Genomic DNA, 25,835 nt, shown 5'->3' on the forward strand with positions numbered 1-25,835 from the left:
TTCGCGCATCATGGGCCTGATTCCTCACCAGCGATTAAAGCAATCGCGGGTTGAGCGCGCAAAAAGCGGCCGGCGTGCATTGGCCTATAGGCACCGCGACGGGCAGATCCAGCTAGAACCCCCCCTGCGTCCCGCCGCCGCATCCGCAGCCGGCGGCGGTGCCCGATCGCGCCGGCGATGCCGGGGCGGGAAGCGGCGGGCGGCCGCGGACCCGGTCCGGGCGGGGGACCCGGGCGGCCCCCCGTCGTCGTCTCAGGCGATGTACTGGGCGCCGTTGATCGTCAGGGTCGAGCCGGTGATGAAGCCCGAATCCTCGGCGGCGAGGTACTCGACCGCGCGGGCGATCTCCTCGGCCTCGCCCAGCCGCCCGACGGGGATCGTCGAGATGATCTTGTTGCGCACGTCCTCGGGCACCGCCATCACCATGTCGGTGGCGATGTAGCCCGGCGCGATCACGTTGACGGTGATGCCCTTCGCGGCGCTCTCCTGGGCCAGCGCCTTGGCGAAGCCGATCACGCCGGCCTTGGCGGCCGAGTAGTTGGCCTGGCCGATCTGGCCCTTCTGGCCGTTGATCGACGAGATCAGGATGATGCGCCCGAAGCCGCGGTTGCGCATGCCCTCGATCACCGGGCGGGTCACGGTGAAGGCCGAGTCGAGGTTGGTCTTGATGACCGCCTGCCACTTCTCGAAGGTCATCTTGTGGAACAGGCCGTCGCGGGTGATGCCGGCGTTGTTCACCAGCACGTCGACGGGGCCGACCTCGGCCTCGACCGCCTTGATGCCAGCCTCGCAGGCGGCGAAGTCGCCGACGTCGAACTTGAACACCGGGATGCCGGTCTCGGCCTTGAAGCTTTGAGCCGCCTCGTCGTTGCCGCCGTAGTTGGCGGCGACTTTGTAGCCCTTGGCCGCCAGGCCCTTCGAGATCGCCGCGCCGATGCCGCGGGTGCCGCCGGTGACGAGGGCGACGCGTTGCTGAGCCATGGTTTCCTCCAGTTTCTTGAACGTGTTCCAGTTTCTTGAACGTGTTCTCGGTCGCGATCGGGCCGGGTGCGACGGGCGTCGCCTCCGGCCCGCGGATGGTGCCGTCATGCCGCGTGCGGATGGCGTCCGCACGCGAAATGTTTTGCGTCCGGCCTAAAGCCGGATTTTCGGCTCCGGAGAGCTGTGGCTCACGCGCGCTCGATGCACATGGCGACGCCCATGCCACCGCCGATGCACAGGGTGGCGAGGCCCTTCTTGGCATCGCGGCGCTTCATCTCGTGCAGCAGGGTGACGAGGACGCGGGCGCCGGACGCGCCGATCGGGTGGCCGATGGCGATGGCGCCGCCGTTGACGTTCACCTTGGCGTCGTCCCAGCCCATGTCCTTGTTCACCGCGAGCGCCTGGGCGGCGAAGGCCTCGTTCGCCTCGACCAGGTCGAGGTCGGCGGGCTTCCAGCCGGCCTTGTCGAGCGCCTTGCGCGAGGCCGGGATCGGGCCCGTGCCCATGACCTTGGGGTCGACGCCGGCGGTGGCCCAGGACTTGATCGTGGCGAGCGGGGTGATGCCGCGGCGCTCGGCTTCCGAGGCCGACATCAGCACGATCGCGGCGGCGCCGTCGTTGAGGCCGGACGCGTTGGCGGCCGTCACCGTGCCGTCCTTGGAGAAGGCCGGCTTCAGCTTGGCCATCGCCTCCACCGTCGCGCCGTCGCGGATGTACTCGTCGGTGTCGACGACCACGTCGCCCTTGCGGCCCTGGACGGTGACCGGGGCGATCTCCTCCTTGAAGCGGCCCTCCTTGCGGGCGGCCTCAGCCTTGTTCTGCGAGCGGGTGGCGAACTGGTCCTGCTGCTCGCGGGTGAGCTGGAAGGCCTGCGCCACGTTCTCGGCGGTGGTGCCCATGTGGTAGCCGTTGAAGGCGTCCCAGAGCCCGTCCTTGATCATGGTGTCGACGAGCTTGACGTCGCCCATCTTCTGGCCGCCGCGCAGGTACTGCGCGTGGGGGGCGAGCGACATCGACTCCTGGCCGCCGGCGACGATGACGGTGGCGTCGCCGTTGGCGATCTGCTGCATGCCGATGGCGACGGTGCGCAGGCCCGAGCCGCAGACCTGGTTGACGCCCCAGGCGGTGGCCTTCTCGGGGATGCCGGCGGCGATGGCGGCCTGGCGGGCGGGGTTCTGGCCGGCGCCGGCGGTGAGCACCTGGCCGAAGATCACCTCGTCCACGTCGTCGGGGGAGACGCCGGCGCGCTCGAGGGCGGCCTTGATCGCCACCTTGCCGAGCTCGTGCGCGGGCACCGTGTTGAAGGCGCCGCCGAACGAACCAACCGCCGTGCGCGCCGCGCCGACGATGACGATGTCTTCGCTTGCCATCTGAAACGTTCTCCTCGTGGTCGGCCGGCGCGTCTTGGAGATCGCGCGCTCGAAAATGCCGTTCCCCCGGATGAAGGGCCTCGCTCGATCGAAGTCAAGAAGGCTGAACCGCCGGGCGTGACGCTCGGCGGGCGGCGGCTGCTCGCTCGGGCGACCCGGGACGCGCCGGGAATTAGCATTATTCCGCGGGAAAAGGCGCCAGATTGCTATTTTCGTCGCCGGCTGAAAGCCTTAAGGTCGAGATCGGCGCGTGGGCGGCTCCCGGCGGCGGGGGCCCGGCCGTGGTCGTCGCGCGATCGGGGAGAGGCCGCAGAGATGGCGGACAGCGTCAAGGCACAACAGACCGTCATCAAGAAGTACGCCAACCGGCGCCTGTACCACACCGGAACCTCGACCTACGTCACCCTCGAGGACCTCTCGACGATGGTGCAGAACGGCGAGGACTTCGTCGTCTACGACGCGCGCACCAGCGACGACATCACCCGCTCGGTGCTGACGCAGATCATCTTCGAGCAGGAGAACAAGGCCGGCGCCGACAACCTCCTGCCGGTGGCGTTCCTGCGCCAGCTGATCCGCTTCTACGGCGACAGCATGCGCACGATGGTGCCGAGCTTCCTCGAGTTCTCGATGGCGAACTTCGCGCGTGACCAGGACGGCCTGCGCGAGAAGTTCTCGACCGGATTCGGCTCGTCGGCGTTCCAGAGCGCCATCGAGCAGCAGGTGCGGGCCAACATGGGCTTCTTCGGCGACGCCATGAAGATGTTCACCGGCTTCACCCCGCCCGGCGTGACGAACGCCGGCACCCATGCCGGGCAGGCCGCCCCGCCCGCGCCGGCCGCCGCCGCCGCCGGCAGCGACCTCGACGACCTCAAGCGCCAGATGCTGGCGATGCAGGAGCGCCTCGAGGCGCTGGCGAAGAAGTAGGGATCTCTTCCCGCCCCCCGACGGATCTCGGGCTTGCCCGAGATCCGCACCCCGTGTGCCCAGGTCGGGCAGGCCCGACTTGGGTGCGGGGGAGGGGAGAGGCGCGTGCCGATAAAAGGTTGACGAACCGTTAACATCGGCCCCACCTTTGCAGCGCCGGCCCCGACCGGGCCGGGAGATGCGGGCGATGATGCAGATCGGGACAATCGGGCGTGTCGGGACGGTACGGGCGACCGTGCGGCCGCAGGCGCCCGAGCCGCGGGAGCCGGCGCGGCCGGCCGCGCCCTCCCGCGCCCTGGTGGCGATCGCCGGCGGGCGGGCCGAGGCGCCGGAGGACGCGGCCACGCAAAAAGCCCGCGGCGGCACGCGGCCGCTCGCAGGCTTCCTGACGCAGATGATCGTCGAATCCGACCCGACCCTGCGGCCGTCGCGGCTGGAGCGCACCGGGATCGCCGCCGCGCGCTACGCCGAGACGGCGCGGCTCACGGCCTGATCCCGGACGGCCGTCTCAGGCCTCGGTCGACTTGACGTTCAGGACCTGGCGGCCGCGATACATGCCGGTCTTCAGGTCAATGTGGTGGGGGCGGCGCAGCTCGCCCGAATCCTTGTCCGTCACGTAGGTCGGCGCCTTGAGGGCGTCGGCCGAGCGGCGCATGCCGCGGCGGGAGGGGGAGGTCTTGCGCTTCGGAACGGCCATGACGGGAAATCCTTGCGGTCTGGCGCCAAAGCGGCGCCCGGGCGTCTCCCGATCGGGATCGCCTCGCGCACCGCTCGATACGGAGATTCGAAGGCGCGCTTATAGCGGCGGCGGGCCGGCATGGCTAGGGGGCGTCGCGCGCCCTCGGCGAGCCCCCGGAACGGCGCGACGCTCCGCTCGGGAACGGCCGCGGATGGTGCGACGATGACGGCCCGTTGCCGGCCATTTGCGGGGCGCAATACTTGCCGACGGCGGGGTATGATGCCGCGGACGCAACCTGAGCCGGGGCCGGCGAAGATGCGTGCCACGCGGAAGAAAGTCGGGCGGGGGCAGAATTCTTTGAACCTTTTCCCGTCCATGCCCCGTTAAGCTTCGGGGCCGCCCGGCTGTTCGCATTACGAACCGGGCGCCCCGCCTCCTGAAGTCCCGCCGGCACGTGGGGTGACCCCGACCGACCCGACGGCGGATACGACCCGTTGTAGAGAGATCACGTTCGATGGAATCGTCCGACGCGTGGCGCCAGACCGGCCGCCTGGACACCGAGCAGGGCAAGGGCGACCCGTTCGCCGCCGCGGTCCGCGCGACGCGGATGGCGATGATCATCACCGATCCGCGCCAGGCCGACAACCCGATCGTGTTCGTCAACGACGCGTTCCTGCGGATGACCGGCTACGCCCGCGACGAGATCATGGGCCGCAATTGCCGCTTCCTGCAGGGCGCGGGCACCGACCGCGGCGCCGTCGCGCTCATCCGCGAGGCGGTGACGGCGGGGCGCGACATCGCCATCGACATCCTGAACTACCGCAAGGACGGCACCCCGTTCTGGAACGCGCTGTACCTCAGCCCGGTCACCAACGAGGCCGGCGAGGTGCCCTACTTCTTCGCCTCGCAGCTCGACGTGACCGACCGCGTCGACGCGCACATGCGGGTCGAGCAGGAGAAGGCGCATTTCGAGGCCGAGGTCGCCAAGCGCACCCACGATCTCAGCCAGTCGCTCGCGACGCAGACGATGCTGGTCCACGAGGTCGATCACCGGGTCAAGAACAACCTCCAGATGATCGCCGCCCTGCTCGCCATGCAGACCAAGGCGATCACCGACCCGTCGGCGCGCGCGGCGATGGAGATGATGCTGACCCGCGTCGAGGCGCTCGGCACCGTGCACCGGCGGCTGTACCAGTCGAACGACGTCGAGCGCTTCGACGTCGCCGAGTTCGCCCGCGACCTCTCCAACGACCTGGTGCGCGGCTCCGGCCGCGACGGCATCCGCCTGCACCTCGACCTCGAGACGGTGGAGGTGCCGGTCTCCAAGGCGCCGCCGGTGGCGCTGATGATGAACGAGCTCATCACCAACGCGCTCAAGCACGCCTTCCCCGACGAGCGCCCCGGCCGGCTCTCCGTCACGGTCGCGCCGGACGGCAAGTACTTCGCCATCAAGATCGCCGACGACGGCATCGGCATGCCGATCGAGGTGATGGAGAAGCGCTCCTTCGGCAAGCGCCTCATCGGCACCCTGTGCCGGCAGCTGAACGCCAGCATCGCCTGGCAGTCGAACGAGCCGGGGACCACGGTCAACATACGCCTGCCGCGCGAGACGGCGGACAGTTCGGAGACGCCGTGACCGAACCGCTGCGGATCCTGGTGGTGGAGGATGAGGCCCTCATCCTCATGCAGATCGAGATGATGCTCGAGGAGGCCGGGCACCGCGTGGTCGGCACCGCCATGACCGCCGCCGAGGCGATCGCCCAGATCGAGGCGTGCCGGCCCGAGTTGGTGCTGATCGACCTGCGGCTCGCCGACGGCTCGTCCGGGATCGAGGTGGCGCAGGCGATCCGCGACCGCGCCGGCATCACCGCCGCCTTCATGACCGCCAACGCGCGCCAGCTCACCGAGGAGATGGAGGGGGCGACGGCGGTGATCTCGAAGCCGTTCAGCGAGACCGTGCTCGAGGCCGCGCTCGCCTACCTCGAGACCTGCGTGCGCCGCCCGCCGCCGACCGGCCCGGTGCCGAACGGGATGCGGATCTCGCCGCAATGCCTCGCCCGCTTCGCCGCGATGCGCCCCTGACGGCCGCCGGGCCCCGATGACGGAACGGATGCGCCCGCTCGGGATTGGAACCGGCGCCTGGGGCGGCGTGTCGCAGCGTTAAGCCGCGGTTCAAGCGCGCCGGCCCACACCCCAGGCCGTCGGCGCCGGGCACCGGGCCGCCGTTCCTTCGGGAGGACCACCATGGCCACTCAGTTCCTGCGCACCCTCGCCGTTCTCGCCTGCCTCGCCGCCGCGCCGGCGCTGGCGCAGAGCCCTGCCCCCGCGACCCCGACCAAGCCCGCGGCGACCGCGCCCGCCGCCCCGGCCGCGCCGATGAAGCCCTCGGCCCCCGTCGCCGGCGCGCCGAACGCCGCCAAGGGCGCCCTGCTCGACCTCAACAGCGCCTCCGCCGCCGAGCTCGACGCGCTCCCCGGCATCGGCGCCGCCCGCTCGGCCGCGATCATCAAGGGCCGCCCCTACAAGGGCAAGGACGACCTCGTGCAGAAGAAGATCCTCTCGCAGTCGGTCTACGACGGCATCAAGGACAAGGTCATCGCCAAGCACAAGTGATTTTTTGCGGGGTTTTGGCCGGCGCGCGGTGAGTGGGCTGCGCGCCGGTATGGAGGAGAGCGGCGTTCCATAGAGTCTCACCGGCCGCTTTCGACCTAACCTAGTCGTATTCAAACGGCCGTGCGGCTCCCAAGAGCAGACGTATGTTCCGTTGCCGCTCCGACAATTATGCCCCCAAGCTGGGCATAGAACACGATCAGTTTCAATTTAGATCACTGAACTGAACCATATCCCAGGCGGATGAGCCACTCGAACCTGCAGGTAAATTGTTAAATTCGAAATTCAATCGCAATGCATAGACCGAGTTTTGTAATAGGCCCCATCTCAGATCATTTGATTTCTAAACTCATCAATTATTGCCGATATGCCCTAGTATAAACTTGGCTGCAGCAGCTTGCGTTCGTTTGTCAGCTCAATCTTCTTTCCGTCCATCTCATATCCATTTAGCGACACTGACCCCACGATGAACTGGGCGTTCGCCGGCCTCTGCGCTTCAATCGTGCTGAAGATACGTTTCGCGTTTACGGGGTCCTGATCCTGCTGCAATGGACTGTCGAGGACGACAGGCGCAGTGATCGCCGTCGTGTGCTCGAAGCAGGTGCTGACAAACGCTAGGACGTAGGAGAGGACAGCACGAGGATGAACCGATCCGGTATCCTTGATGACGTAATGAATTTTCTGCGCTTTATCCAAATTGATATTTTTAACATCTAGCGATTTCAAATTTGATGTGATCTGCTGGGCGAAAAATGACTCGATCCTATCCTTTCGCGCTTTGTTTTCGAGCTTGCGTATCGATTTTCTCACCGATTCGATCCCGGTGGTCAACTCGGCTGTCCTGGCTTCGATATCTGCGGCCTGTCGGTCGAAGACGCTCAGCGCCTGACGCTGTCCCTCCGACGCGATGACCTGGGCAAGGGTGATCTCGCCCTGTTTGATGGTGAGCACCTGTTGGGCAGCGGCGATCTGCTCGTCGGCACTCCTGAGGTTCAGGCGAGCGGCCTCAACCTGTGCCTTGACCTCGATCATGTGGTCGACGAGCTCGTTCAGGACCGCGACGCATGCCTCGCGATCCTCGATAATGCCGAATCTCATCGCGAAGTTGTTTTCGTGGACCGTTCCGCACGTCGGGCATGGGATAGGCTCATCGCCCCGCTCGACGAGCCATTCGCGATCGTTCTCAAGCTCTTTGAGCGCGCGGCGCCCGACCTCGAACTGGTCGTTCAGGAGCGTTCTTTGCGCTATCACGTCGCTCAATGAGGCAGCGAACTTGGCTCGCTTCTCCCGCAGCTTTTTCAGCTCGGATAGTAAACGCAGGATCGCCGCCTCGTACGCTTCCTGGTCGATCGACAACGCGTCTTGGGTCACGGATTGCCGCAGAGCCAGGGCCGATCGTTCGACGACGGTCGCTTGGCTCTGCAACTCGCCTTTTTCGACGGCCATCAGCTGAAGCTCAGCCCGGCGGGCGTACCATTCGTCCGGCAGGATGCCCGAATGGTACGAGACGATGCTTCGATGGTAGTTGGCGAACTGCTTCAGCCCATCGAACGACTGCCAGGGACGCTCCCAACCTACATCCTGATCGACGTAGAACGGCAGGAAGAAGAAGGCCGGTGTCGGCGTTGTCGGGTTCCCCTTTCGGTCCGGCAAGACCAGACTGATCCCAAGTAGCTTCGCGAGGGACGGTGCCAACTGGCTCGTCACCTTTTGCATCGACTCCATGAGAATGCGCGCCTCGTCGAACAGCGCGAAAACCGATCCATGCCTAAGCATGAAGAAGGTTTTACCATCAACCTGAAATTCAAGGAGACCAGTCACCTTCAGTTTAGGCCAGTTTTCGTGAACGCGGGCTGGCTCCGCACCGAGAACCCAGTATAAGGATTTGATCAGGGATGACTTACCTGTTGAGTTGCCCCCTAGGATGATCGTTATCTTCGGGTCGAACGTCGTCTGGAACGCCCCCTGCTCCAGGTCGGACATGAGATATAACTTTTTGAAGCGTAAGTTTTTCATTGGTCTTCTTGCGCAAGTTCCTCACCAGCAATCTAAATCTGCGTTCGTCGCTCATGATGAGAACTCGTAGAGGAAGGCCGCACTCAGGTACGCGTCGTCCTGATAAATGCCGAACTGCTGGGCGAGCGCGCGGACGCGTCCGAGATTTGATTCAACGATCCCGGCAAGGGTTTGATCGCCATCGTCGATACCGCTCGCATGTTCGTAAAGGTTCGTGCAGAATTGCTCGAAAGCAATTGATACCATGCTGAGCTTCTCAAGCTCGTAGCGTGCCCAGGCGCGCCTGATATCGCGCTTTCGGACAGGAGATATCTCTGTGAGGTCGTTCGAGACGGTAGACCACTTCGGCCTGCTCTGGTGACGCCGTTTGGTCTCGTCCAGCATCTCCTGGACCTGAGCACGCGTAAGCGCCTTCGCCCGCATTAAATCCTGGAAGCTCGTCACGCTGCCCATGTGCTTGGACCGTTCGCGGGCGTGTTCGAGAATGACCACGACGAATGCCGATGACGGGCAGTCCGGAATACCGAGTTCGCGTTCAAGGAACTGAAGGATCAGACCCCGAAGCATAGTTCCGGGCCTGCTCAGCGGGAGGTCCGATAGATAATACTCGAAAAGCTTGATGTCGCCTGCTGCGAACGTCGGAACCTCGGTCGCCAGCGCTTTCTTGAGCGCGTCGGTTTTGACGACTTCGCCTTCATCGAAGGTGCAAGGGCACTTCGTATACTCAATGAACTCGCAAGGTTGGTTGCTAACGAAGCCTAGAACCTCAGCCGCGTTGCCGAATTTAGTCTTGTTATCGTACATTTTTGCCATTATTGATGGAATTTTATCGCTTACATCACGCTTTTTATAGCGCTGCGTAAGCCTCTTTACAGTCCAATTGCCGGAGGTTCTCGTCTTGACCTGATAAAATCGTGCCTTGGTTGGCTGCGTCGAGCCGTTCAGTACCACGATGTCGTCGTGAAATTCGAACGCGACGGCGTAGTCATCCAGCTTTTCGTGTAGCATCAGAACGAGCGAGACAGCCCAAGAGGCTTGGTAATCAAGCCGTTCGAGCGCGATGCTTCCACCCTTCTCGCGCTGCGGAATGGCGACGAGATCGTCCATCAAGCTCAAGACTTGCCCCCGTGACCATATCCTCTTCCTGCGAGGATCATGCATAGGTAGCCCCAACGCAACCTTGGCAGATCGCCTTTCGTGTGCGGTGTCTAGCGGAACGTGTCCGCCAGAAAGTCCGCTTCCGCCGTCAGAACGCAATCGCCGGCAATCGACATCGGGCTAAATCCTCCCGAGCGTCGAACTTCCGCTTTATGAATTCGACACTCAAAATCCGACTAGAGGAAATCCATTCATAGCCGTCGTTCAAACCCGTCGAACCCCCGTCCCCCCAACCTTGTCCCCCACCCCTCAGGGTGATACCCGCCGCAAAACCCCCCACCCCAAAAGCCCGAAAACCATGCCGAGCCACACCATCCGCCTGCATCGCGGCGACCTGCCGGCCGGGTATGAGCCGGGGGCGGCGATCGCCGTCGACACCGAGACGCTGGGGCTCAACCCGCATCGCGACCGGCTCTGCGTCGTGCAGGTCTCGAAGGGCGACGGCTCGGCCGACGTCGTGCAGATCCTTCGCGATGGGCCGGTGCCCGCGGTGCTGGCGGGCATCCTGGCCGATGCGGGGGTGCGGAAGATCTTCCACTATGCGCGGTTCGACCTCGCGGTGCTGTACCGGGCGCTCGGGGTGATGCCGGCGCCGGTCTACTGCACCAAGATCGCCTCGAAGCTCGCGCGCACCTACACCGACCGGCACGGGCTCAAGGACGTGGTCCGCGAATGCGTCGGGGTCGACCTGTCGAAGGCGCAGCAATCCTCCGACTGGGGCGCCGAGACGCTGACGCCGGCGCAGGTGGAGTACGCCGCCTCCGACGTGCTCCACCTCCACGCCGCGCGCGACCGCCTCGACCGGATGCTGGCGCGCGAGAACCGCACGGATCTCGCCGAGGCCTGCTTCGCCTTCCTGCCGACCCGCGCCCGGCTCGACCTCGACGGCTGGCCCGAGGTCGACATCTTCGCCCACACCTGAGCGGCGCCCGGCCCGCGGCGGCGGCCCGGCGGGGGCGGCCGCCGGGCCGAGGCGGCGTCGGGCCGGATCAGTCGTCGCAGGGCAGCAGGTCGGCGCCGTCGGAGATGAACTGCGCGGTGTCGCGGACGGTCTGCGGCGTGCGCGGATCGTGGGCGACGAGGCCGGCCTCCTCGCGCAGGCGGTCGTTGCAGGCGCAGTGCGGCAGCCGGCCCGAGGCGCGGTCCGGCGTGCAGGCGTCGTGGTGGGCGCAGGCGAGGTCGAGGGCGTCCACCGGCGGGTGCCCCGGCCCGCGGTTGCCCGGGCCGCAGAAGTTGCCGTGGATCAGCAGGGCGTTGTGGGCGCCGTCGATCCGCGGCATCTCCTGCGCGTGGACCAGGGCGGGCAGCGCCACGGCGAGGGCGCCCGCGAGGGCGAGCCCGCGGAAACGGATGGTTCGAAAAACGGTCACGGTCGATCCTGTTCGCTGACGCCGCCCTCGATGGGGAAGATGGGGCGTCGATCCGGCAGGGCAACCGGCGGATCAGCCGCGCGATCCGAGCGTCGTCGCAAAGGTCGCACCGGGGTCCGGAGCCTACAGGACCGGGCTCCGCCGGCGAAGCACCAGTCGATCGTGCCGGTCCGGTTGACGCATGTTAAGGCCGGGCCGGGCCGTTGCTATCATAGGCTGCAAAGATCGCTCGGATCGGCAGGAAACTGCCGGATCTCAAGATCGCGTGTGGTGCGAAGACCGCGCGCGCTTAGCCGGCATGGCCGTCCTGCGGGCGGTCGAAGTCGAGCGACGCGGTGTCGATCACGATCTGCGTCCGGCTGATCACCTCGAGCTTGCGCAGGATCTCGGACACGTGGGCCTTCACGGTCGAGTCGCCGACCTGGAGCGCGTGGGCGATCTGCTTGTTGAGCTTGCCCTGGCGGATCATCAGCAGCACCCGCATCTGCTGCGGGGTGAGCCGGGCGATGCGCTCGGCGAGCGGGGCCTTCCGCGCGGCGCCGCGGGCGGGCGGCCCGGCCTCGGCGAGGCCTTCGGGAATCGCGAGCGCGCCGGCGAGCACGTCCCGGATCGCCCGCGTCAGCGTCGCCTTGTCGACCGCCTTCGGCACGTAGCCGGCCGCCCCGTGGTGCAGCGCCTCGCGCATGATGCGCGGATCCTCGTGCCCCGACACCACCAGGATCGGCACGCGCGGAAACTGGGCGCGGATGGTGACGAGCCCGTCGAAGCCCGACACCCCCCGCATCGACAGGTCGAGCAGCGTCAGCTCGATGCCGCGATGGGCGGCCAGCATCGCGCAGGCCGCCGCGATCCCGTCGGCCTCGTGCAGCACCGCGTCGGGATCGGACAGGCCGATCGTGCTGGCGAGCGCCTCGCGGAACAGCGGGTGGTCGTCGACGATCAGGAGTTCCATGGCCTCCCCCTCCGGGGCTCGGCCGCCCCGCGCGTCCGCCCGCAACCGCCGACGAAGCCTCGCACATCCGCCGCATCCGGCCAAGCCCGGGGCGCCGTCCGCAGGCAGCACGCGCCCCGTGGGGCGCCTGCTGGCCGCACGGCCGGCGACGCCCTCAGTTCGCCCGAACGACCTCGACGAGGTTGTCCGAGAACGAGGGCGCGTGGCCCATGTCGCTGAAGGCGCCCGACGAGATGCTGTTGACCGTGCCCTCGTTGAGCTGGCGCCAGTAGCCCAGCGTCGCGACCACGATGCCGGCCGTCACGTCGTCGGTGATGCGGGCTACGCCCTTGAAGGCGCCGCGGTCGTTGGCGACCTGCACCTTGTCGCCGTCGCGAATGCCGCGGGCGTCGGCGTCGGCCTGGCTGATCAGTACGAACTGCTCGCCCTGGCCCTTCTGCTTGTCCTCCATGTTGGCGTAGCAGGAGTTCAGGAAGTAGTGGCTCTTGGGCGAGACGATGTTGAGCGGGAAGCGCCTGGCCAGCTCCGGGTCGTTGGCGTGGGATTCCCGCGGGCCGAGGTAGTCGGGCAGGGGATCGAGCGCCTCGCCGGGCTGGAAGCCCTCGTACATCTGCCGGAACGGCGGCGCGACGAAGTTCGTGGCGCCCTCCACCTTCAGCATGCACTTGCCGGTCGGCGTCGGGAAGTTGCCCTCCCGGTGCGGCGCCCGGTCGTCCGGCGTGCCGACCTTCAGGCGGGCGAAGCCGTGCTCGCGCATGTAGGCGAGGTCGATGCCCTCGCAGGCCGGCGACGACCAGTCGACGTAGTGCTCGAGGCACTCGCTGTCCGACCACGTGAAGTTCTCCTCCGCGTAGCCGAGCCGGGCCGCGAGCCGGCGGAAGATCTCGTTGTTCGGGATCGCCTCGCCGGGCGCGTCCGCGCACTTGGTGTTGTAGGTCAGGTAGAGGTGGCCCCAGGACAGGATCATGTCCTCCATCTCCGCGCCCATCGTGGCGGGCAGCAGGATGTCGGCGTAGGACGCCGTGTCGGAGATGAAGTGCTCGGCCGAGACCATGAACAGGTCCTCGCGCATCAGCCCCTCGACGATCTTGTCGGTCTCGGGCGCCTGCGTGACGGGGTTCGAGTTCCAGCACATCATCGACAGGATCGGCGGGTCGAGCTTCAGCTCGCCGGTGAGCGCGCGCCCGATCTGCAGGTTCGACACGACGCGGGTCCCCTCCGGGATCAGGTCGGGCCGGCACATCACGTCGAACTTGTAGGGATGCTCCCACACGCCGAACTGGGTGACGCCGCCGCCGACGTGACGCCACGCGCCGGTCAGCGCCGGGATGCAGGTGACGGCGCGGATGGTCTGGCCGCCGCCGTAATGCCGCTCCAGCGCCACGCCCATGCGGATGCCGACCGGCTGCTCGGTCGCCATCTCGCGGGCGAGCGTGCGGATGTCCTCGGCCGGGACGCCGGTGATCGCGGCGGCCCATTCCGGCGTGCGGGGCGCGGCCCGCTCCTTCAGCTCCGCGAAGCCGACCGTGTGGTTGTCGACGTAGTCCTGGTCGACGAGGCCCTGCGCGATGATCGAGTTGATCAGCGCCATGGCGAGCGCGCCGTCGGTGCCGGGCTTCGGGGCGATGTGCCAGTCGGCCGCCTTGGCGGTGCGCGAGGCGTAGGTGTCGATGACGACGACCTTGGCCCCCTTCTTCTGGGCGTCCTTGACGATGGCCCAGTGGTGCAGGTTCGTCGAGACCGAGTTGCAGGCCCAGATCACGATGTACTTGGAGTGGATGTAGCTGTCCGGGTCGAGGCCGGCGGTCGGGCCGACGGTGAGCAGCCACGCGGTGCAGGAGCCCTCGCCGCAGAAGGTGCGCTCGGTCACGGTGGCGCCCATGCGGTTGAAGAAGGCGTCGCCGCCGTTCAAGCCGTGCACGAGGCCCTGGTTGCCGAGGTAGCTGTAGGGCGCGATCGCCTCGGGGCCGTGCTGGTCGATGATCGCCTTCCAGCGCGTGACGATGGTGTCGAGCGCCTCGTCCCAGGTGATGCGCGCGAACTGCTTCGCGCCCTTCGGGCCGACGCGCTTCATCGGGTAGAGCAGCCGGTTGGGATGGTAGTGGCGCTTCTCGTAGTCCTTCAGCTTCACGCAGAGGCCGCCGCGGGTCATCGGATGGTCCGGGTTGCCCCGCACGCCGAGCAGCTCCCCGTCCTTCACCTCGAACAGCATCGAGCAGGTGTCCGGGCAATCGTGCGGGCAGCCGCCGAAGAAGGTCTCGGTCAGGCTCTCGGCCTCCGCGACGATCAGGGAGTCCGGCTTGACGATTTCGTTCATGTTTCCTCCACCGTCGGGCGTCCGGCCTTCTTGGCGTTCCGGATGGCGTGCCCGATTCACGCCTAAGGTGCACGAAACTGCAAACCATTCCAAATTCCGGGCGGGCGGAAGGGCCGGATCCGGTGCGATCCCTGGCACCGGCCGTTTCGTCGCGGCCGGGCCGAGCCCGCGTGCCGGCCGGCCACGGTTCCGATGTCGGCTCGGGCCGTACGGCTCCGGGAGGCCGCCGCCGATGAAGGGCGCCCGGTGGACCTGACGCGCGCGCGCAGGTCCACCGGAAGCGGACGTCGCCGTCGCGCCCGCGCACGACCCATGGCAAGGCCGGACGGTCCGCTTCCGGGCCGCGCATGGAGCGACGACTTGGGAACGCGGGACTTGTACTTGCGTCTGCTCGATGGATGCGAAAGCCGACCTGCCTTGCATGCTGACATTCGGTCCTCCCGATCGCCCTCGAACGCAATCGTCGGATTGCCACATCTATAAATTGCGTGCACCTTCCGATCTGCCGCACGGAAGTCGTCCATGTGCGGGCATGGGACGGAAACCGGAGCGCCGATGATAGACCGCTCACGAGCAGATCGGTGCCTTGAGGTGGCCCGTGAGCTGCGCGCCATGGCCGAGGAGACGCGGCGGACGCTCCAGGCCTCGCGCGCGCTCGTCCTACGCTCCCGGGAGCAGACCGCTGCGGGGCCTCTCGCATCCTGCACGGACGACGCCCCCGGCCCGTCGAACCAATTGGTGGCGTCCCTCATCGAGGCCTACGAGGCCGCGGAAGACGACCCCGACACCCAGACCCGCCTGCTCCTCGGTCACGTGCTCCATCATGTCGGGCGTCGCATCGCCGGCGTGATGGGACCGCGCGTGGCCGGGATCGCCGTGCATTGATCGCCGCGGCGCGGGGATCGGCGGACGGTCATGATGAACGGTGACGACCTGCAGGACGACGACCCCGGTGCGCTGGTCCGCATCGCCCGGTCGCTGGGCGTTCCGGTGGCGACCTTCCTGACCGCCGACCCGGCTCGGGCACCGGACACCGAAACCGCCGTGGCGGGCCTGGATCATCTCCCCGAAGTGGTGGCGCTGCTGCGGCTGTTCGTGCGGCTGAAGAGCCCCGAGGCCCGGGCCCGCTGCCTCGCCTACGTCGTGCAGGAGGCCACGCACGACAGCTGATCCGCACGGCCGTCCTCGACATCGGGCGAGAACGCAGGATGCTGGGACCCGACGAACGGCATTGTATCGATCCGAAGGCTCAGAACATCGTGATGGACCACGACCACTTTCCGATCGTCGGCATCGGCGCGTCCGCGGGCGGCATCGAAGCGATGCAGGGCTTCTTCCGCGGGGTGCCGGAGACGCTCGGGGCAGCCTTCGTCATCGTCACGCATCTCAGCCGGGACCACAAGAGCCTGCTCCCGGACGTCCTGGCCCGGTTCACGCCGCTGGAGGTCGAGACCGCCACCGACGGCGCGCCGGTCCGACCGGGCCGCATCTACGTCATGCCGGGCGGTTTCGTCATGGGCATCGTGGACGGCCGGCTGACGTTGAGGCCGCTCGAGCCGAAGGTCCGCGAGACCAAGCCGGTCGACATCTTCCTGACGGCCCTGGCCCTCGACCAGGGCGAGCGCGCGGTCGGCGTGATCCTGTCCGGCGGCGACGGGGACGGCGCCATCGGCATCAAGGCGATCAAGGAGCACGGCGGCCTGACCTTGGCCCAGACCCTGGACGGCTTCGGGCCCGAGACCCCCGACATGCCGCTCAGCTCGCTGCGCACCGGCTTCGTCGATTTCGGCGAGCCGGCCGAACGGATGGGCGACCGGATCGCCGCGCACAGCACCGCCGCGCGGGAGGCCCAGGCCGACCCGGCCGCGCAGGAGCTCGACGCCGAGCTGCTTGCTGAGATCTTCGTCATCCTCCGCTCGCAGGTCGGGCACGACTTCTCGGGCTACAAGCCCAACACCTTCGTGCGCCGCCTGCAGCGGCGCATCGGCGTGGTCGGGGCGGCCGGGCCGGACGCCTACCTCAAGCGGCTGCGTGCCGACCCGGCGGAAGTCGGGGCGCTGTTCCGGGATCTGCTGATCGGCGTGACGAACTTCTTCCGCGACGCCGCCGCCTTCGAGGCGCTCGCCACCCACGTCATCCCGAAGCTTCTCGATGCGCGCGCGGCGACCGAGATCGTGCGGGTCTGGGTGCCGGCCTGCTCGACCGGCGAGGAGGTCTACTCCCTGGCCATCCTCCTGCGCGAGCACATGCTCACCCTGGCGGATCCGCCGCGCGTGCAGATCTTCGCCACCGACATCGACGAGCGCTCGCTCACGGTCGCCCGGACCGGCCTCTACCCGAGGACCTACCTGTCCGCCGTCTCGCCCGAGCGGGTCGCGCAGCACTTCGTCGTCGAGGGCGACAGCGCGGTGGTCAAGAAGGCCGTGCGCGACCTGTGCACCTTCGCCCCGCACAGCGTGTTGCGCGACCCGCCGTTCTCGCGCCTCGATCTCGTCTCGTGCCGAAACCTGCTGATCTACCTCGGCGTCGATGCCCAGCAGCAGCTGATGCCGGTGCTGCACTACGCCCTGCGCCCGCGCGGCTACCTGTTCATCGGCATGGCCGAGAACGTGACGCGCTTCGAGGACCTGTTCGAGACGATCGACAAGCGGCACCGCATCTTCCAGGCGCGGGACGCGATCCCGCCGGCCCGGTTGCCGCCGATGTCCGGGCCGGACACGGCGGTCTTCGTGGGGACCGGCCATCCGCACCGGCGCAACGTGAAGACGCACGCGGCCCTGCGGCACACGGTCGAGACGCTGATGCTGTCGGAGTTCACGCCCCCCCACGCGGTCGTGACGCGGACGGGCGAGGCCGTGCATTACTCGTCGCGGATCGGCGATCATCTGGAGGTCGTGCCCGGCCAGCCGACCCGGGAGCTGGCCGCGATGGCGCGCAAGGGCCTGCGGCTGGATCTCCGGACGGCCCTGCGTGAGGCGATCGAGGGCAACACCCGGGTCGTGCGCGACAGCATCGGCGTCGAGCTTCCGGACGGGCGCCTGCAGACGATCACCCTGGTCGTCAAGCCGCTCCACACGCCGAGCGAGACGGAGCCGCTGTTCCTGGTGGTGTTCGACGAGGCCGCCGCCCCCGTCGAGAAGGAGCGGCGGCAGGCTCTGGAAGCCGACGATCGGGACGCGGCGATCCACGGCCTGGAGCGCGAGCTGAGCAGCACGCGCGAGCGGCTCCAATCCGTGATCGAGGAGTACGAGACCTCCCTCGAGGAGCTCAAATCCTCGAACGAGGAGCTGTACTCCGTCAACGAGGAGATGCAGGCCGCCAACGAGGAGCTCGAGGCCGCGAAGGAGGAGACGCAGTCTCTGAACGAAGAGCTTCAGACGATGAACGTCGAGCTGACGTCGAAGATCGAGGCGATCGATCAGCTGAGCGACGACCAGGCCACGCTGTTCGAGGGCATGAACGTCGCTAGCGTGCTCCTCACGCCGGATCTCCACATCCGCATGTTCACCCGTGCCGCGGCGCAGATCTTCGGCTTGCAGCCGAGCGACGTCGGCCGGTCCCTGCGCAACTTCTCGGCGCCGATCGCCCTGACGTGGCTATCGGACGAGATCCCGACGGTGCTGGCGACGCGCCGGCCCTCCGAACGGACGATCGAGGGCGCGGACGGCGCCCGCTACCACGTCCGGTTGATGGCCTCGTCCCGGAAGGGCAGCCGGGCGCCCGGCATCGTCGCGAACTTCACGAACCTGCGCGAGCCGGGGTGACCGACCGTCTTGTCCCTACGCGCCCGCGATCCTTGCCCTGCGCGCCCGCGACCTCGGCGACGCCCGCACCGGTGCCCGTGCGCGGGCACCGGCCGTCGGCACGGCTTTGCGGAGCATGGCGCCTTCCGGCCCATGAGCGCGCGGATCGCGGCGCCGGCCCAGGCCGATGGTCGAACGGCAGCTTTTCGGCCGCTCGCCACCCCCAGGCGACCCCCGGAAACCGAGTCGCAGAGCGAAGACCCTTGCGCCGAGTCTTCCTCAGTCCTTCGGGCGGTCCAGCTGCGCGATCAGCGCTTCGAGGCGCTCGCTCACCGGGGCGGAGAGGGTGTCGGCGTAGAGGTTGCGCAGGTTTTGGCCGAGGTGGCGGCGCACGCTCGGGTTCAGCGGCGGCTGGGTCTGGGGCGTCTCGCCCGGCCGGGACGTCTGCGGCTTCGCCATGACCACCGGACCCTCACGCCATTCCGACATCCCGGCAGAATGGCAAAGCTTGGTTAAGGCCTCGTCACCGGCAGGCCGCAGATGTCGCGGAATCGGAACCGTGCGCGGCGGGGGATTGTTGGCCGGTTGAGATCCCGTCGATTCCCCGATCCAGAACCCCGGACCCCGCGCGTGCTCCTCCCCCGCCTCATCTCCGCCGCCGCCGCCCTGGCGATCGCGCTCGCCTGCACCCCCGGGCACGCCCAGACCAAGCCCGGCGAGATCAAGGGCGTCGACGCGATGGGCGACAAGTCCCGCAGCGCCAACGACGGCTGGAGCCAGGCCCCCGTGCCGCGGGAGGAATCGGCGGCCAAGGACGCGCCCAATCCCGGCGGCAACGCGACGGCCGAGAACCGCAACCGCGACGTGCCGGGCGCCTCGACCGGGTCCTCCTCCGGCACCGAGCCGCAGGCGCCGCTCGATCACCGCACCCCGGGCCCCTCGGGTCAGAACCCCGCCTCGCCGTCCAAGTAAGACGTCCTTAAACCAAGTCTTGCTTCGGCCGGGCTCGGGCCCGGCAAAATATTGCAGCCGCCGCGGGATGGATCGGGCCGGCAAATCGTGGCGGCCCCGACGGCGACAGACCGACGATCTGTGTCACGGAACCGCACTTGCCTCGGCGCGCCAATCCTGGGATGCATGCTGGAATAACTCCAGTTCTGATCGGGATGGACGGATGACGATTCAGGTCTCTCGCCGCGGCCTGCTGAAGGGTGGCGCCGTCACCCTCGCGGGCGGCTCGCTCGGCGCCCTCGGCTTCGGCGGCCTCGAGCCGGCGATGGCGGCGGCGGTGCGCCCCTTCAAGCTCGCGCAGATGCGCGAGACCCGCAACACCTGCCCCTACTGCTCGGTCGCCTGCGGCATCATCCTCTACAGCCTCGGCGACAAGTCGAAGAACGCCCGCTCGGCGGTGATGCACGTCGAGGGCGATCCCGATCACCCGATCAACCGCGGCACGCTCTGCCCGAAGGGCTCGGCGCTGCTCGACTTCATCCAGGCCGAGACCCGGACGAAGTACCCGCTGCACCGCGAGGCCGGCGCGAAGGAGTTCAAGCGCGTCTCCTGGGAATTCGCCTTCGAGCGGATCGCCCGGCTGATGAAGGAGGACCGCGACAAGAACTTCGTGGCCAGGAACGGCGACCTCACGGTCAACCGCTGGACCACGATGGGCTTCCTCGGCGCCTCCGCGACCTCCAACGAGACCGCGTGGCTGACCTACAAGACGGTCCGAAGCATGGGGGCCCTGGTCTTCGACAACCAGGCCAGGGTTTGACACGGCCCATCGGTCGCCAGTCTGGCGCCCTCCTTCGGCCGCGGTGCGATGACCAACCTCTGGATGGACATCAAGCACGCGGACGTCATCACCGTCATGGGCGGCAATGCCGCTGAGGCGCATCCCTGCGGCTTCAAGTGGGTGGTCGAGGCCAAGGCCCACAACAACGCCAAGCTGATCGTCGTCGACCCGCGCTTCACGCGCACCGCGTCGGTGGCCGACCTGTACTGCCCGATCCGCCAGGGGACCGACATCGCGTTCCTGTCGGGCGTGGCCAAGTACCTGCTCGACAACGACAAGCTGCAGCACCGCTACGTCGCGGCGTATTCCAACGCCGGCTATGTCGTGCGCGAGGGCTACGACTTCCAGGACGGGCTGTTCTCCGGCTACGATCCGGAGAAGCGCGACTACGACAAGTCGACCTGGGACTACGAGATCGGTCCGGACGGCTACGCGGTCGTCGACGAGACGATGCAGCACCCGCGCTGCGTCATGCAACTCCTGAAGAAGCACGTCGCGCTCTACACGCCCGAGATGGTGTCGCGGATCTGCGGCTCGCCGCAGGAGACCTTCCTCAAGGTCTGCGAGCTCATCGCCACGACCTCGACGCCCGACCGGACGATGGCCTCGCTCTACGCGCTCGGCTGGACCCACCACTCGAAGGGCTCGCAGAACATCCGCTCGATGTGCATCGTGCAGACCCTGCTCGGCAACATCGGGATGCTGGGCGGCGGCATGCAGGCGCTGCGCGGCCACTCCAACATCCAGGGGCTGACCGACATCGGGCTGATGTCGAACCTCATCCCCGGCTACCTGAACATCCCGATCGAGAAGGAGCCGACCTACCAGTCCTACGCCGAGAAGCGGCAGTTCAAGCCGCTGCGCCCGGGCCAGACCAGCTACTGGTCGAACTACAACAAGTTCTTCGTCTCGTTCCAGAAGGCGATGTGGGGCGAGAAGGCGACCAAGGAGAACGACTGGGCCTACGACTACCTGCCCAAGCTCGACGTGCCGACCTACGACGTGCTGCGCGGCTTCGAGCTGGCGAAGCAAGGCAAGATGACCGGGTACATCATCCAGGGCTTCAACCCCCTGCTGTCGTTCCCCAATCGCGCCAAGATGACGGAAGCCTTCTCCAAGATGAAGTTCATCGTGGTGATGGATCCGCTCAAGACCGAGACCGCGCGGTTCTGGGAGAACCACGGCGAGTACAACGACGTCGACACCGCCTCGATCCAGACCGAGGTGTTCGAGCTGCCGACGACGCTGTTCGCCGAGGAGGAGGGCTCGCTCTCCAACTCCAGCCGCTGGCTGCAATGGCACTGGCAGGCCCAGGACGCGCCGGGCGAGTGCAAGCCCGACATCGACATCATGGCGGGCATCTTCCTGCGCATGAAGGAGATGTACCAGAAGGAGGGCGGCGCCTTCCCGGACGCGATGCTCAACCTGACCTGGAACTACGCGATCGCCCACGAGCCGACCCCGGTCGAGCTCGCGCGCGAGCTGAACGGCTACACGCTCGCCCCGACGCCGGGCCTCGACGGGCAGACCCTGCCGGCCGGGCGTCAGGTCGACGGCTTCGCCCAGCTCAAGGACGACGGCACCACGGCCTGCGGCTGCTGGGTCTACTCGGGCTGCTACACGGAGAAGGGCAACACCATGGCCCGCCGGGACAACACCGATCCCGGCGACCGCGGCATCGCGCCGAACTGGGCCTTCGCCTGGCCGGCCAACCGCCGCGTGCTCTACAACCGCGCCTCGTGCGACCCGGAAGGGAAGCCGTGGTCGGAGAAGAAGAAGCTCATCGAGTGGAACGGCAAGCAGTGGGTCGGCTTCGACGTGCCGGATTACGGCGTCACCGTCGCCCCCGATAAGGGCGTCGGCCCGTTCATCCTCAACCAGGAGGGCGTCGCCCGCCTGTGGACCCGCGGCCTGATGCGCGACGGGCCGTTCCCGACGCACTACGAGCCGTTCGAGTCGCCGATGGCCAACATCCCGTTCCCGCGGGTGAAGGGCAACCCGGCGTCGCGGATCTTCAAGGACGACCTGGCCGATCTCGGCACCTCGGAGGAGTTCCCCTACGCGGCGACGAGCTACCGGCTGACCGAGCACTTCCACGGCTGGACCAAGCACGCCCGGATCAACGCGATCCTCCAGCCGGAGGCCTTCGTCGAGATCTCCGAGCAGCTTGCGAAGGAGAAGGGCATCGTCAAGGGCGGCTGGGTCCGGGTCTGGTCCAAGCGCGGCTCGCTCAAGGCCAAGGCGGTCGTCACCAAGCGCATCAAGCCGCTGATGTGCGACGGGAAGGCCGTCCACGTGGTCGGCATCCCGCAGCATTGGGGCTTCATGGGCCAGACGAAGAAAGGATGGCACCCGAACTCGCTCACCCCGGTGGTCGGCGACGCCAACACCGAGACGCCCGAGTTCAAGGCGTGGCTCGTCAACATCGAGGCGACGACGCCTCCTGCTGACGCCGTCGCGTAAGGGGAGCATCAGACCATGGCCGATTACAGCTCCCTCGACATCCGGCAGCGCTCCGCCTCCACGGAGACGCCGCCGGCCATCCGCTCGCACATGGAGGTCGCCAAGCTCATCGACGTGTCGAAGTGCATCGGCTGCAAGGCCTGCCAGTCGGCCTGCGAGGAGTGGAACGACCTGCGCGACGACGTCGGCGTCAACGTCGGCGTCTACGACAACCCGCACGACCTCACGCCCAAGACGTGGACCCTGATGCGGTTCACCGAGTACGAGAACGAGGCGACCAACAACCTCGAATGGCTGATCCGCAAGGACGGCTGCATGCACTGCACCGATCCGGGCTGCCTGAAGGCGTGCCCGTCCCCCGGCGCGATCGTGCAGTACTCCAACGGCATCGTCGACTTCATCGAGGAGAACTGCATCGGCTGCGGCTACTGCGTGAAGGGCTGCCCGTTCAACATCCCGCGCATCTCCGAGAAGGACCACAAGGCGTACAAGTGCACGCTGTGCTCGGACCGGGTCGCCGTCGGCCAGGCGCCCGCCTGCGCCAAGGCGTGCCCGACCGGCTCGATCATGTTCGGCACCAAGGCCGCGATGATCGAGCAGGCGCACGACCGGGTCGAGGACCTCAAGTCGCGCGGCTTCGAGCATGCCGGCCTGTACGACCCGGCCGGCGTCGGCGGCACGCACGTGATGTACGTGCTCCACCACGCCGACAAGCCGCAGCTCTATGCCGGCCTGCCGCTCGACCCGAAGATCTCGCCGCTGGTCGCCTTCTGGAAGGGCGGCGCCAAGGTGTTCGGGCTCGCCGCGATGGGCTTCGCGGCGGTCGCCGGGTTCTTCCACTACGTCACGGCGGGGCCGAACGAGGTCGTCGCCGAGGAGGAGGAAGAGGCGATCGAGTACGACCACGAGAAGCGCCGCGACGCCGAGAGCGGCGAGGCCCGGCCGCACTGACGGTCACGGGAGGCCGGCGCCGAAGGTGCGCCGGCCTTCCGGCTCCCGTTCGGGGCCACGGGCGCATCGATCGCGCGCGGTGGATCCCGGCGCGCGAGGACGACGCGGCCCTACGATAAGCGCGAGCCTTGTCCGCGATCGGGAGATCGTGGACGATGCTCCAGGTCGAGAGAAGCAGACCCGATGACCGTTCACACCGACATCCGAGACGGCGATGCCCGCCCCTTGCGCGAGGTGCACGAGGCGCCGGAGATCCTCTACGTTCCCCGCTACACCGGCCTGCAGCGCGTCAACCACTGGATCACCGCGATCCTGTTCACCCTGCTGACCCTCTCCGGCCTGGCGATGTTCACGCCGTACCTGTTCTCGCTCACCGGCATCTTCGGCGGGGGCCAGGCGACGCGGGCGATCCACCCGTGGTTCGGCGTGGCGCTGGCGGTCAGCTTCGCGCTGCTGTTCCTGCGCTTCTGGAAGCTCAACATCCCCAACAAGGACGACGTCGCCTGGTCGATGAAGATCGGCGACGTGGTCACCAACCGCGAGGACCGGCTGCCCGAGCTCGGCAAGTATAATGCCGGCCAGAAGGGCGTGTTCTGGGGCCAGACCGCGCTGATCGGGATCATGTTCGTCACCGGGCTGGTGATCTGGGACCAGTACTTCTACCAGTACACCGTCATCGAGACGAAGCGCTGGGCGCTGCTGGCGCACTCGCTCGCCGCGGTCGTCGCCATCGCGATCATCGTCGTGCACATCTACGCCGGCATCTGGGTGCGCGGCACCGGCCGGGCGATGGTGCGCGGCACCGTCACCGGCGGCTGGGCCTATCGCCACCACCGCAAGTGGTTCCGGCAGATCGCCGGCGGCAAGCGCCAGCGCGGCTCCACCGACAAGCGCGGGCACTGACGCCTTGGCCCGTTTCTTCAAGCGCACCCCCGCGGCCGAGCCCGCGGGGCAAGATCCCGCCGCGCAAGATCCCGCCGACACCGCCGGTAAAACCCCGAAACGCCAGAAGCTGCACGAGCTGCAGCCCGATCCGGACCGGATCGGCATCGCCGGCTCGGTGCCCTTCGTCCAGCTCCCCGTCCCGGCCGACCTGTTCGCGAACCGCGCCCTGCGGCTGCAGCGCCTCGCCCCCGACCATCCGATGGGCGGCTACCTCGACCTGCTCGCCCGCATCGCCACGGCGCAGGCCTCGGTTCAGGCCGCCCGCGCCGGACAGGTGCCGCAGCCCGAGACCGAGCCGAATGCCGACCGCGCCCTGCGGCTCGAGCACGGCATGCCGCCGCTCTCGCGCCACAGCCTGGAGGCGCCCGGCGCCTTCCTGGCCTGCCTGGACGGGCTGCTCGCCGCCCTCGACCTCGGGCCGGCGCCGCAGGCCGCCCACGACGCGGCGGCGGCGCTGCGATCCGCATCGCCGGAGGATCGCCTCGATCTCGGCGTGCAGGTGTTCGAGGGCGCGTTCCCGGTCGAGCGCATGGCCGAATGCGTGTTCGTCGCGGCCGCGCTCCAGCTCTGCCTGTCGGAGGCCGCCGCCCGCCTCGACCGGTCGGCGCTGAAGCCGGTGGCCGACGGCGTCTGCCCGGCCTGCGGCGGCGCTCCCGTGGCGAGCCTGATCGTCGCCTGGACCCCGGCCGACAAGGCGCGCTACCTCGCCTGCTCGCTCTGCGGCAGCCAGTGGAATCACGTCCGCATCCGCTGCACCGCCTGCGGCTCGGGCGAGGCGATCACCTACCAGAGCCTCGACGAGCTCTCGAAGGACATCCAGGTCGAAACCTGCGGCACCTGCCACAGCTACATCAAGCACCTGCACCAGCACCGCGACCCGGCGCTCGACCCCGTCGCGGACGACGTCGCCTCCTACGGCCTCGACCTGAAGATCGCCGAGGACGGCTTCCACAAGGCCGGGTTGAACCCGCTCTTCGTGACCTGAGCGCCGCTCCGCCGCCGGAGGCGAGGCGCCGGCGGCGCGGTTTCCCCCTTCCGCACCGGGCGGCGTCATAACGTCCATCGCGCGCGCGCATGGACCGATTGCGCGCAATCGACGTTGTCCGGGCTCAGGCGCTCGATGCGCCGTCCCCTCGTCCAGGCCCCACCCCCATGATCAAGCTCACCCTCGCCGCCGCCCTCGCGCTCGGCGTCGCCGCCCCCGCCGTCGCCCAGGTCATCGAGACGCCGACCGGCACCACCGTCGTCGTGCCGCCGGGCGCGCCGGGCGTGGTCACGCGCCAGACCAACTCGACCGGCGAGGAAGGCGCCGCCACCTACTCGCCGACCGGCCGCGCCGCCGACGGCATCGCCACCGACTCGGCCGCCTCCGGCAACGAGGGCCAGCCCTCGCGCATCGGCTCGACCGGCAGCGGCGGCGGCCGCTGAGCGGACGTTGCGGGCTCGATCGGAGCCCGCGGCAGGTCTGAAACGCAGGACGGCGCATCCGCGAGCGGTGCGCCGTCCTGCTGTCGGGCGATGTGCGATCGGCCCGGCCGCGCGCCGGACCATCGCGCCGGACGAG

The 25,835-nt window shown here is 68.0% G+C and carries 24 protein-coding genes; 15 read left to right on the plus strand and 9 right to left on the minus strand.

The window, feature by feature from the left end; translation table 11 throughout:
• Nucleotides 1-252: 252 nt before the first annotated feature.
• Both phbB and MKK68_RS26610 read right to left on the minus strand, forming a co-directional pair.
• Nucleotides 253-981, minus strand: a complete 729-nt coding sequence (gene phbB, locus MKK68_RS26605; protein ID WP_147729164.1) for an acetoacetyl-CoA reductase — start codon at nt 979-981, stop codon at nt 253-255.
• Between the two features lie 188 nt (nt 982-1,169).
• The gene (locus MKK68_RS26610) at nt 1,170-2,351 is read right to left on the minus strand and encodes an acetyl-CoA C-acetyltransferase (protein WP_244033450.1); all 1,182 of its coding nucleotides are present in this window, start codon (nt 2,349-2,351) and stop codon (nt 1,170-1,172) included.
• 315 nt (nt 2,352-2,666) lie between these two features.
• On the opposite strand from MKK68_RS26610, the gene phaR reads away from it, so the two are divergent.
• On the plus strand, nt 2,667-3,275 hold the full coding sequence (gene phaR, locus MKK68_RS26615) for a polyhydroxyalkanoate synthesis repressor PhaR (RefSeq protein ID WP_244033451.1): 609 nt from the start codon (nt 2,667-2,669) through the stop codon (nt 3,273-3,275).
• Nucleotides 3,276-3,462: 187 nt separating this feature from the next.
• A complete protein-coding gene (locus MKK68_RS26620; protein ID WP_244033452.1) occupies nt 3,463-3,768 on the plus strand; it encodes a hypothetical protein in 306 nt (101 codons plus the stop codon).
• A 15-nt stretch (nt 3,769-3,783) separates the two neighbouring features.
• On the opposite strand, the gene rpmF is transcribed toward MKK68_RS26620, so the two are convergent.
• A complete protein-coding gene (gene rpmF, locus MKK68_RS26625) occupies nt 3,784-3,972 on the minus strand; it encodes a 50S ribosomal protein L32 (RefSeq protein ID WP_147729459.1) in 189 nt (62 codons plus the stop codon).
• 496 nt (nt 3,973-4,468) lie between these two features.
• Here rpmF and MKK68_RS26630 point away from each other — a divergent pair, with 496 nt between their 5' ends.
• The 3 genes from MKK68_RS26630 (at nt 4,469) to MKK68_RS26640 (ending at nt 6,567) form a co-directional block, all read left to right on the plus strand.
• Nucleotides 4,469-5,590, plus strand: a complete 1,122-nt coding sequence (locus tag MKK68_RS26630) for a histidine kinase dimerization/phosphoacceptor domain -containing protein (RefSeq protein ID WP_147729460.1) — start codon at nt 4,469-4,471, stop codon at nt 5,588-5,590.
• Nucleotides 5,587-6,036: a response regulator gene (locus MKK68_RS26635; protein WP_147729461.1), complete on the plus strand. Its 450-nt coding sequence runs from the start codon at nt 5,587-5,589 to the stop codon at nt 6,034-6,036. The genes MKK68_RS26630 and MKK68_RS26635 overlap by 4 nt, the downstream gene beginning before the upstream one ends.
• 162 nt (nt 6,037-6,198) lie before the next feature.
• Nucleotides 6,199-6,567 carry a ComEA family DNA-binding protein gene (locus tag MKK68_RS26640; protein WP_244033453.1) on the plus strand — a complete coding sequence of 123 codons (369 nt, stop codon included), beginning with the start codon at nt 6,199-6,201 and terminating at the stop codon, nt 6,565-6,567.
• A gap of 369 nt (nt 6,568-6,936) precedes the next feature.
• Here the strand turns inward: MKK68_RS26640 and MKK68_RS26645 are convergent, their stop codons facing one another.
• Together MKK68_RS26645 and MKK68_RS26650 are read right to left on the minus strand one after the other, a co-directional pair.
• Nucleotides 6,937-8,547, minus strand: a complete 1,611-nt coding sequence (locus MKK68_RS26645) for an ATP-binding protein (protein ID WP_244033454.1) — start codon at nt 8,545-8,547, stop codon at nt 6,937-6,939.
• A gap of 84 nt (nt 8,548-8,631) precedes the next feature.
• Nucleotides 8,632-9,687 (minus strand): dsDNA nuclease domain-containing protein, encoded by a 1,056-nt coding sequence (locus MKK68_RS26650; RefSeq protein ID WP_244033455.1) that lies wholly within the window; start codon nt 9,685-9,687, stop codon nt 8,632-8,634.
• 349 nt (nt 9,688-10,036) lie between these two features.
• On the opposite strand from MKK68_RS26650, the gene MKK68_RS26655 reads away from it, so the two are divergent.
• Nucleotides 10,037-10,660 (plus strand): ribonuclease D, encoded by a 624-nt coding sequence (locus MKK68_RS26655; RefSeq protein WP_147730061.1) that lies wholly within the window; start codon nt 10,037-10,039, stop codon nt 10,658-10,660.
• Between the two features lie 67 nt (nt 10,661-10,727).
• On the opposite strand, the gene MKK68_RS26660 is transcribed toward MKK68_RS26655, so the two are convergent.
• The 3 genes from MKK68_RS26660 to MKK68_RS26670 form a co-directional block, all read right to left on the minus strand.
• Nucleotides 10,728-11,108: a hypothetical protein gene (locus MKK68_RS26660; RefSeq protein ID WP_244033456.1), complete on the minus strand. Its 381-nt coding sequence runs from the start codon at nt 11,106-11,108 to the stop codon at nt 10,728-10,730.
• Nucleotides 11,109-11,397: 289 nt separating this feature from the next.
• Nucleotides 11,398-12,060: a response regulator gene (locus MKK68_RS26665; RefSeq protein ID WP_147860465.1), complete on the minus strand. Its 663-nt coding sequence runs from the start codon at nt 12,058-12,060 to the stop codon at nt 11,398-11,400.
• A 154-nt stretch (nt 12,061-12,214) separates the two neighbouring features.
• On the minus strand, nt 12,215-14,377 hold the full coding sequence (locus MKK68_RS26670; protein ID WP_244033457.1) for a molybdopterin-dependent oxidoreductase: 2,163 nt from the start codon (nt 14,375-14,377) through the stop codon (nt 12,215-12,217).
• A gap of 591 nt (nt 14,378-14,968) precedes the next feature.
• On the opposite strand from MKK68_RS26670, the gene MKK68_RS26675 reads away from it, so the two are divergent.
• The 3 genes from MKK68_RS26675 to MKK68_RS26685 are packed head-to-tail and all read left to right on the plus strand — an operon-like array spanning nt 14,969 to nt 18,141.
• Nucleotides 14,969-15,262, plus strand: coding sequence for a hypothetical protein (locus MKK68_RS26675; RefSeq protein WP_147843915.1), 294 nt, complete (start codon nt 14,969-14,971; stop codon nt 15,260-15,262).
• A gap of 30 nt (nt 15,263-15,292) precedes the next feature.
• Nucleotides 15,293-15,547 (plus strand): hypothetical protein, encoded by a 255-nt coding sequence (locus MKK68_RS26680; RefSeq protein ID WP_243933075.1) that lies wholly within the window; start codon nt 15,293-15,295, stop codon nt 15,545-15,547.
• Between the two features lie 38 nt (nt 15,548-15,585).
• Nucleotides 15,586-18,141, plus strand: coding sequence for a CheR family methyltransferase (locus tag MKK68_RS26685; RefSeq protein ID WP_147843914.1), 2,556 nt, complete (start codon nt 15,586-15,588; stop codon nt 18,139-18,141).
• 258 nt (nt 18,142-18,399) lie between these two features.
• Here the strand turns inward: MKK68_RS26685 and MKK68_RS26690 are convergent, their stop codons facing one another.
• Complete coding sequence (locus MKK68_RS26690; RefSeq protein WP_147843913.1) at nt 18,400-18,579, minus strand: NepR family anti-sigma factor; 180 nt, start codon at nt 18,577-18,579, stop codon at nt 18,400-18,402.
• Between the two features lie 171 nt (nt 18,580-18,750).
• On the opposite strand from MKK68_RS26690, the gene MKK68_RS26695 reads away from it, so the two are divergent.
• The 6 genes from MKK68_RS26695 to MKK68_RS26720 all read left to right on the plus strand — a co-directional run bounded on the left by MKK68_RS26695 (nt 18,751) and on the right by MKK68_RS26720 (nt 25,699).
• A complete protein-coding gene (locus tag MKK68_RS26695; protein ID WP_147860203.1) occupies nt 18,751-19,092 on the plus strand; it encodes a hypothetical protein in 342 nt (113 codons plus the stop codon).
• A gap of 202 nt (nt 19,093-19,294) precedes the next feature.
• On the plus strand, nt 19,295-22,375 hold the full coding sequence (gene fdnG, locus MKK68_RS26700) for a formate dehydrogenase-N subunit alpha (RefSeq protein WP_244033458.1): 3,081 nt from the start codon (nt 19,295-19,297) through the stop codon (nt 22,373-22,375).
• Between the two features lie 15 nt (nt 22,376-22,390).
• Nucleotides 22,391-23,326, plus strand: coding sequence for a formate dehydrogenase subunit beta (gene fdxH, locus MKK68_RS26705; RefSeq protein WP_147728352.1), 936 nt, complete (start codon nt 22,391-22,393; stop codon nt 23,324-23,326).
• Between the two features lie 183 nt (nt 23,327-23,509).
• Complete coding sequence (locus MKK68_RS26710; RefSeq protein WP_147728351.1) at nt 23,510-24,229, plus strand: formate dehydrogenase subunit gamma; 720 nt, start codon at nt 23,510-23,512, stop codon at nt 24,227-24,229.
• A 4-nt stretch (nt 24,230-24,233) separates the two neighbouring features.
• Complete coding sequence (gene fdhE, locus MKK68_RS26715) at nt 24,234-25,256, plus strand: formate dehydrogenase accessory protein FdhE (RefSeq protein WP_147860200.1); 1,023 nt, start codon at nt 24,234-24,236, stop codon at nt 25,254-25,256.
• Between the two features lie 167 nt (nt 25,257-25,423).
• A complete protein-coding gene (locus MKK68_RS26720; RefSeq protein ID WP_147860201.1) occupies nt 25,424-25,699 on the plus strand; it encodes a hypothetical protein in 276 nt (91 codons plus the stop codon).
• The last annotated feature ends 136 nt before the right edge of the window (nt 25,700-25,835 follow it).

The sequence above is a fragment of the Methylobacterium sp. E-016 genome (genome assembly GCF_022829745.1).
GTDB lineage: Bacteria > Pseudomonadota > Alphaproteobacteria > Rhizobiales > Beijerinckiaceae > Methylobacterium.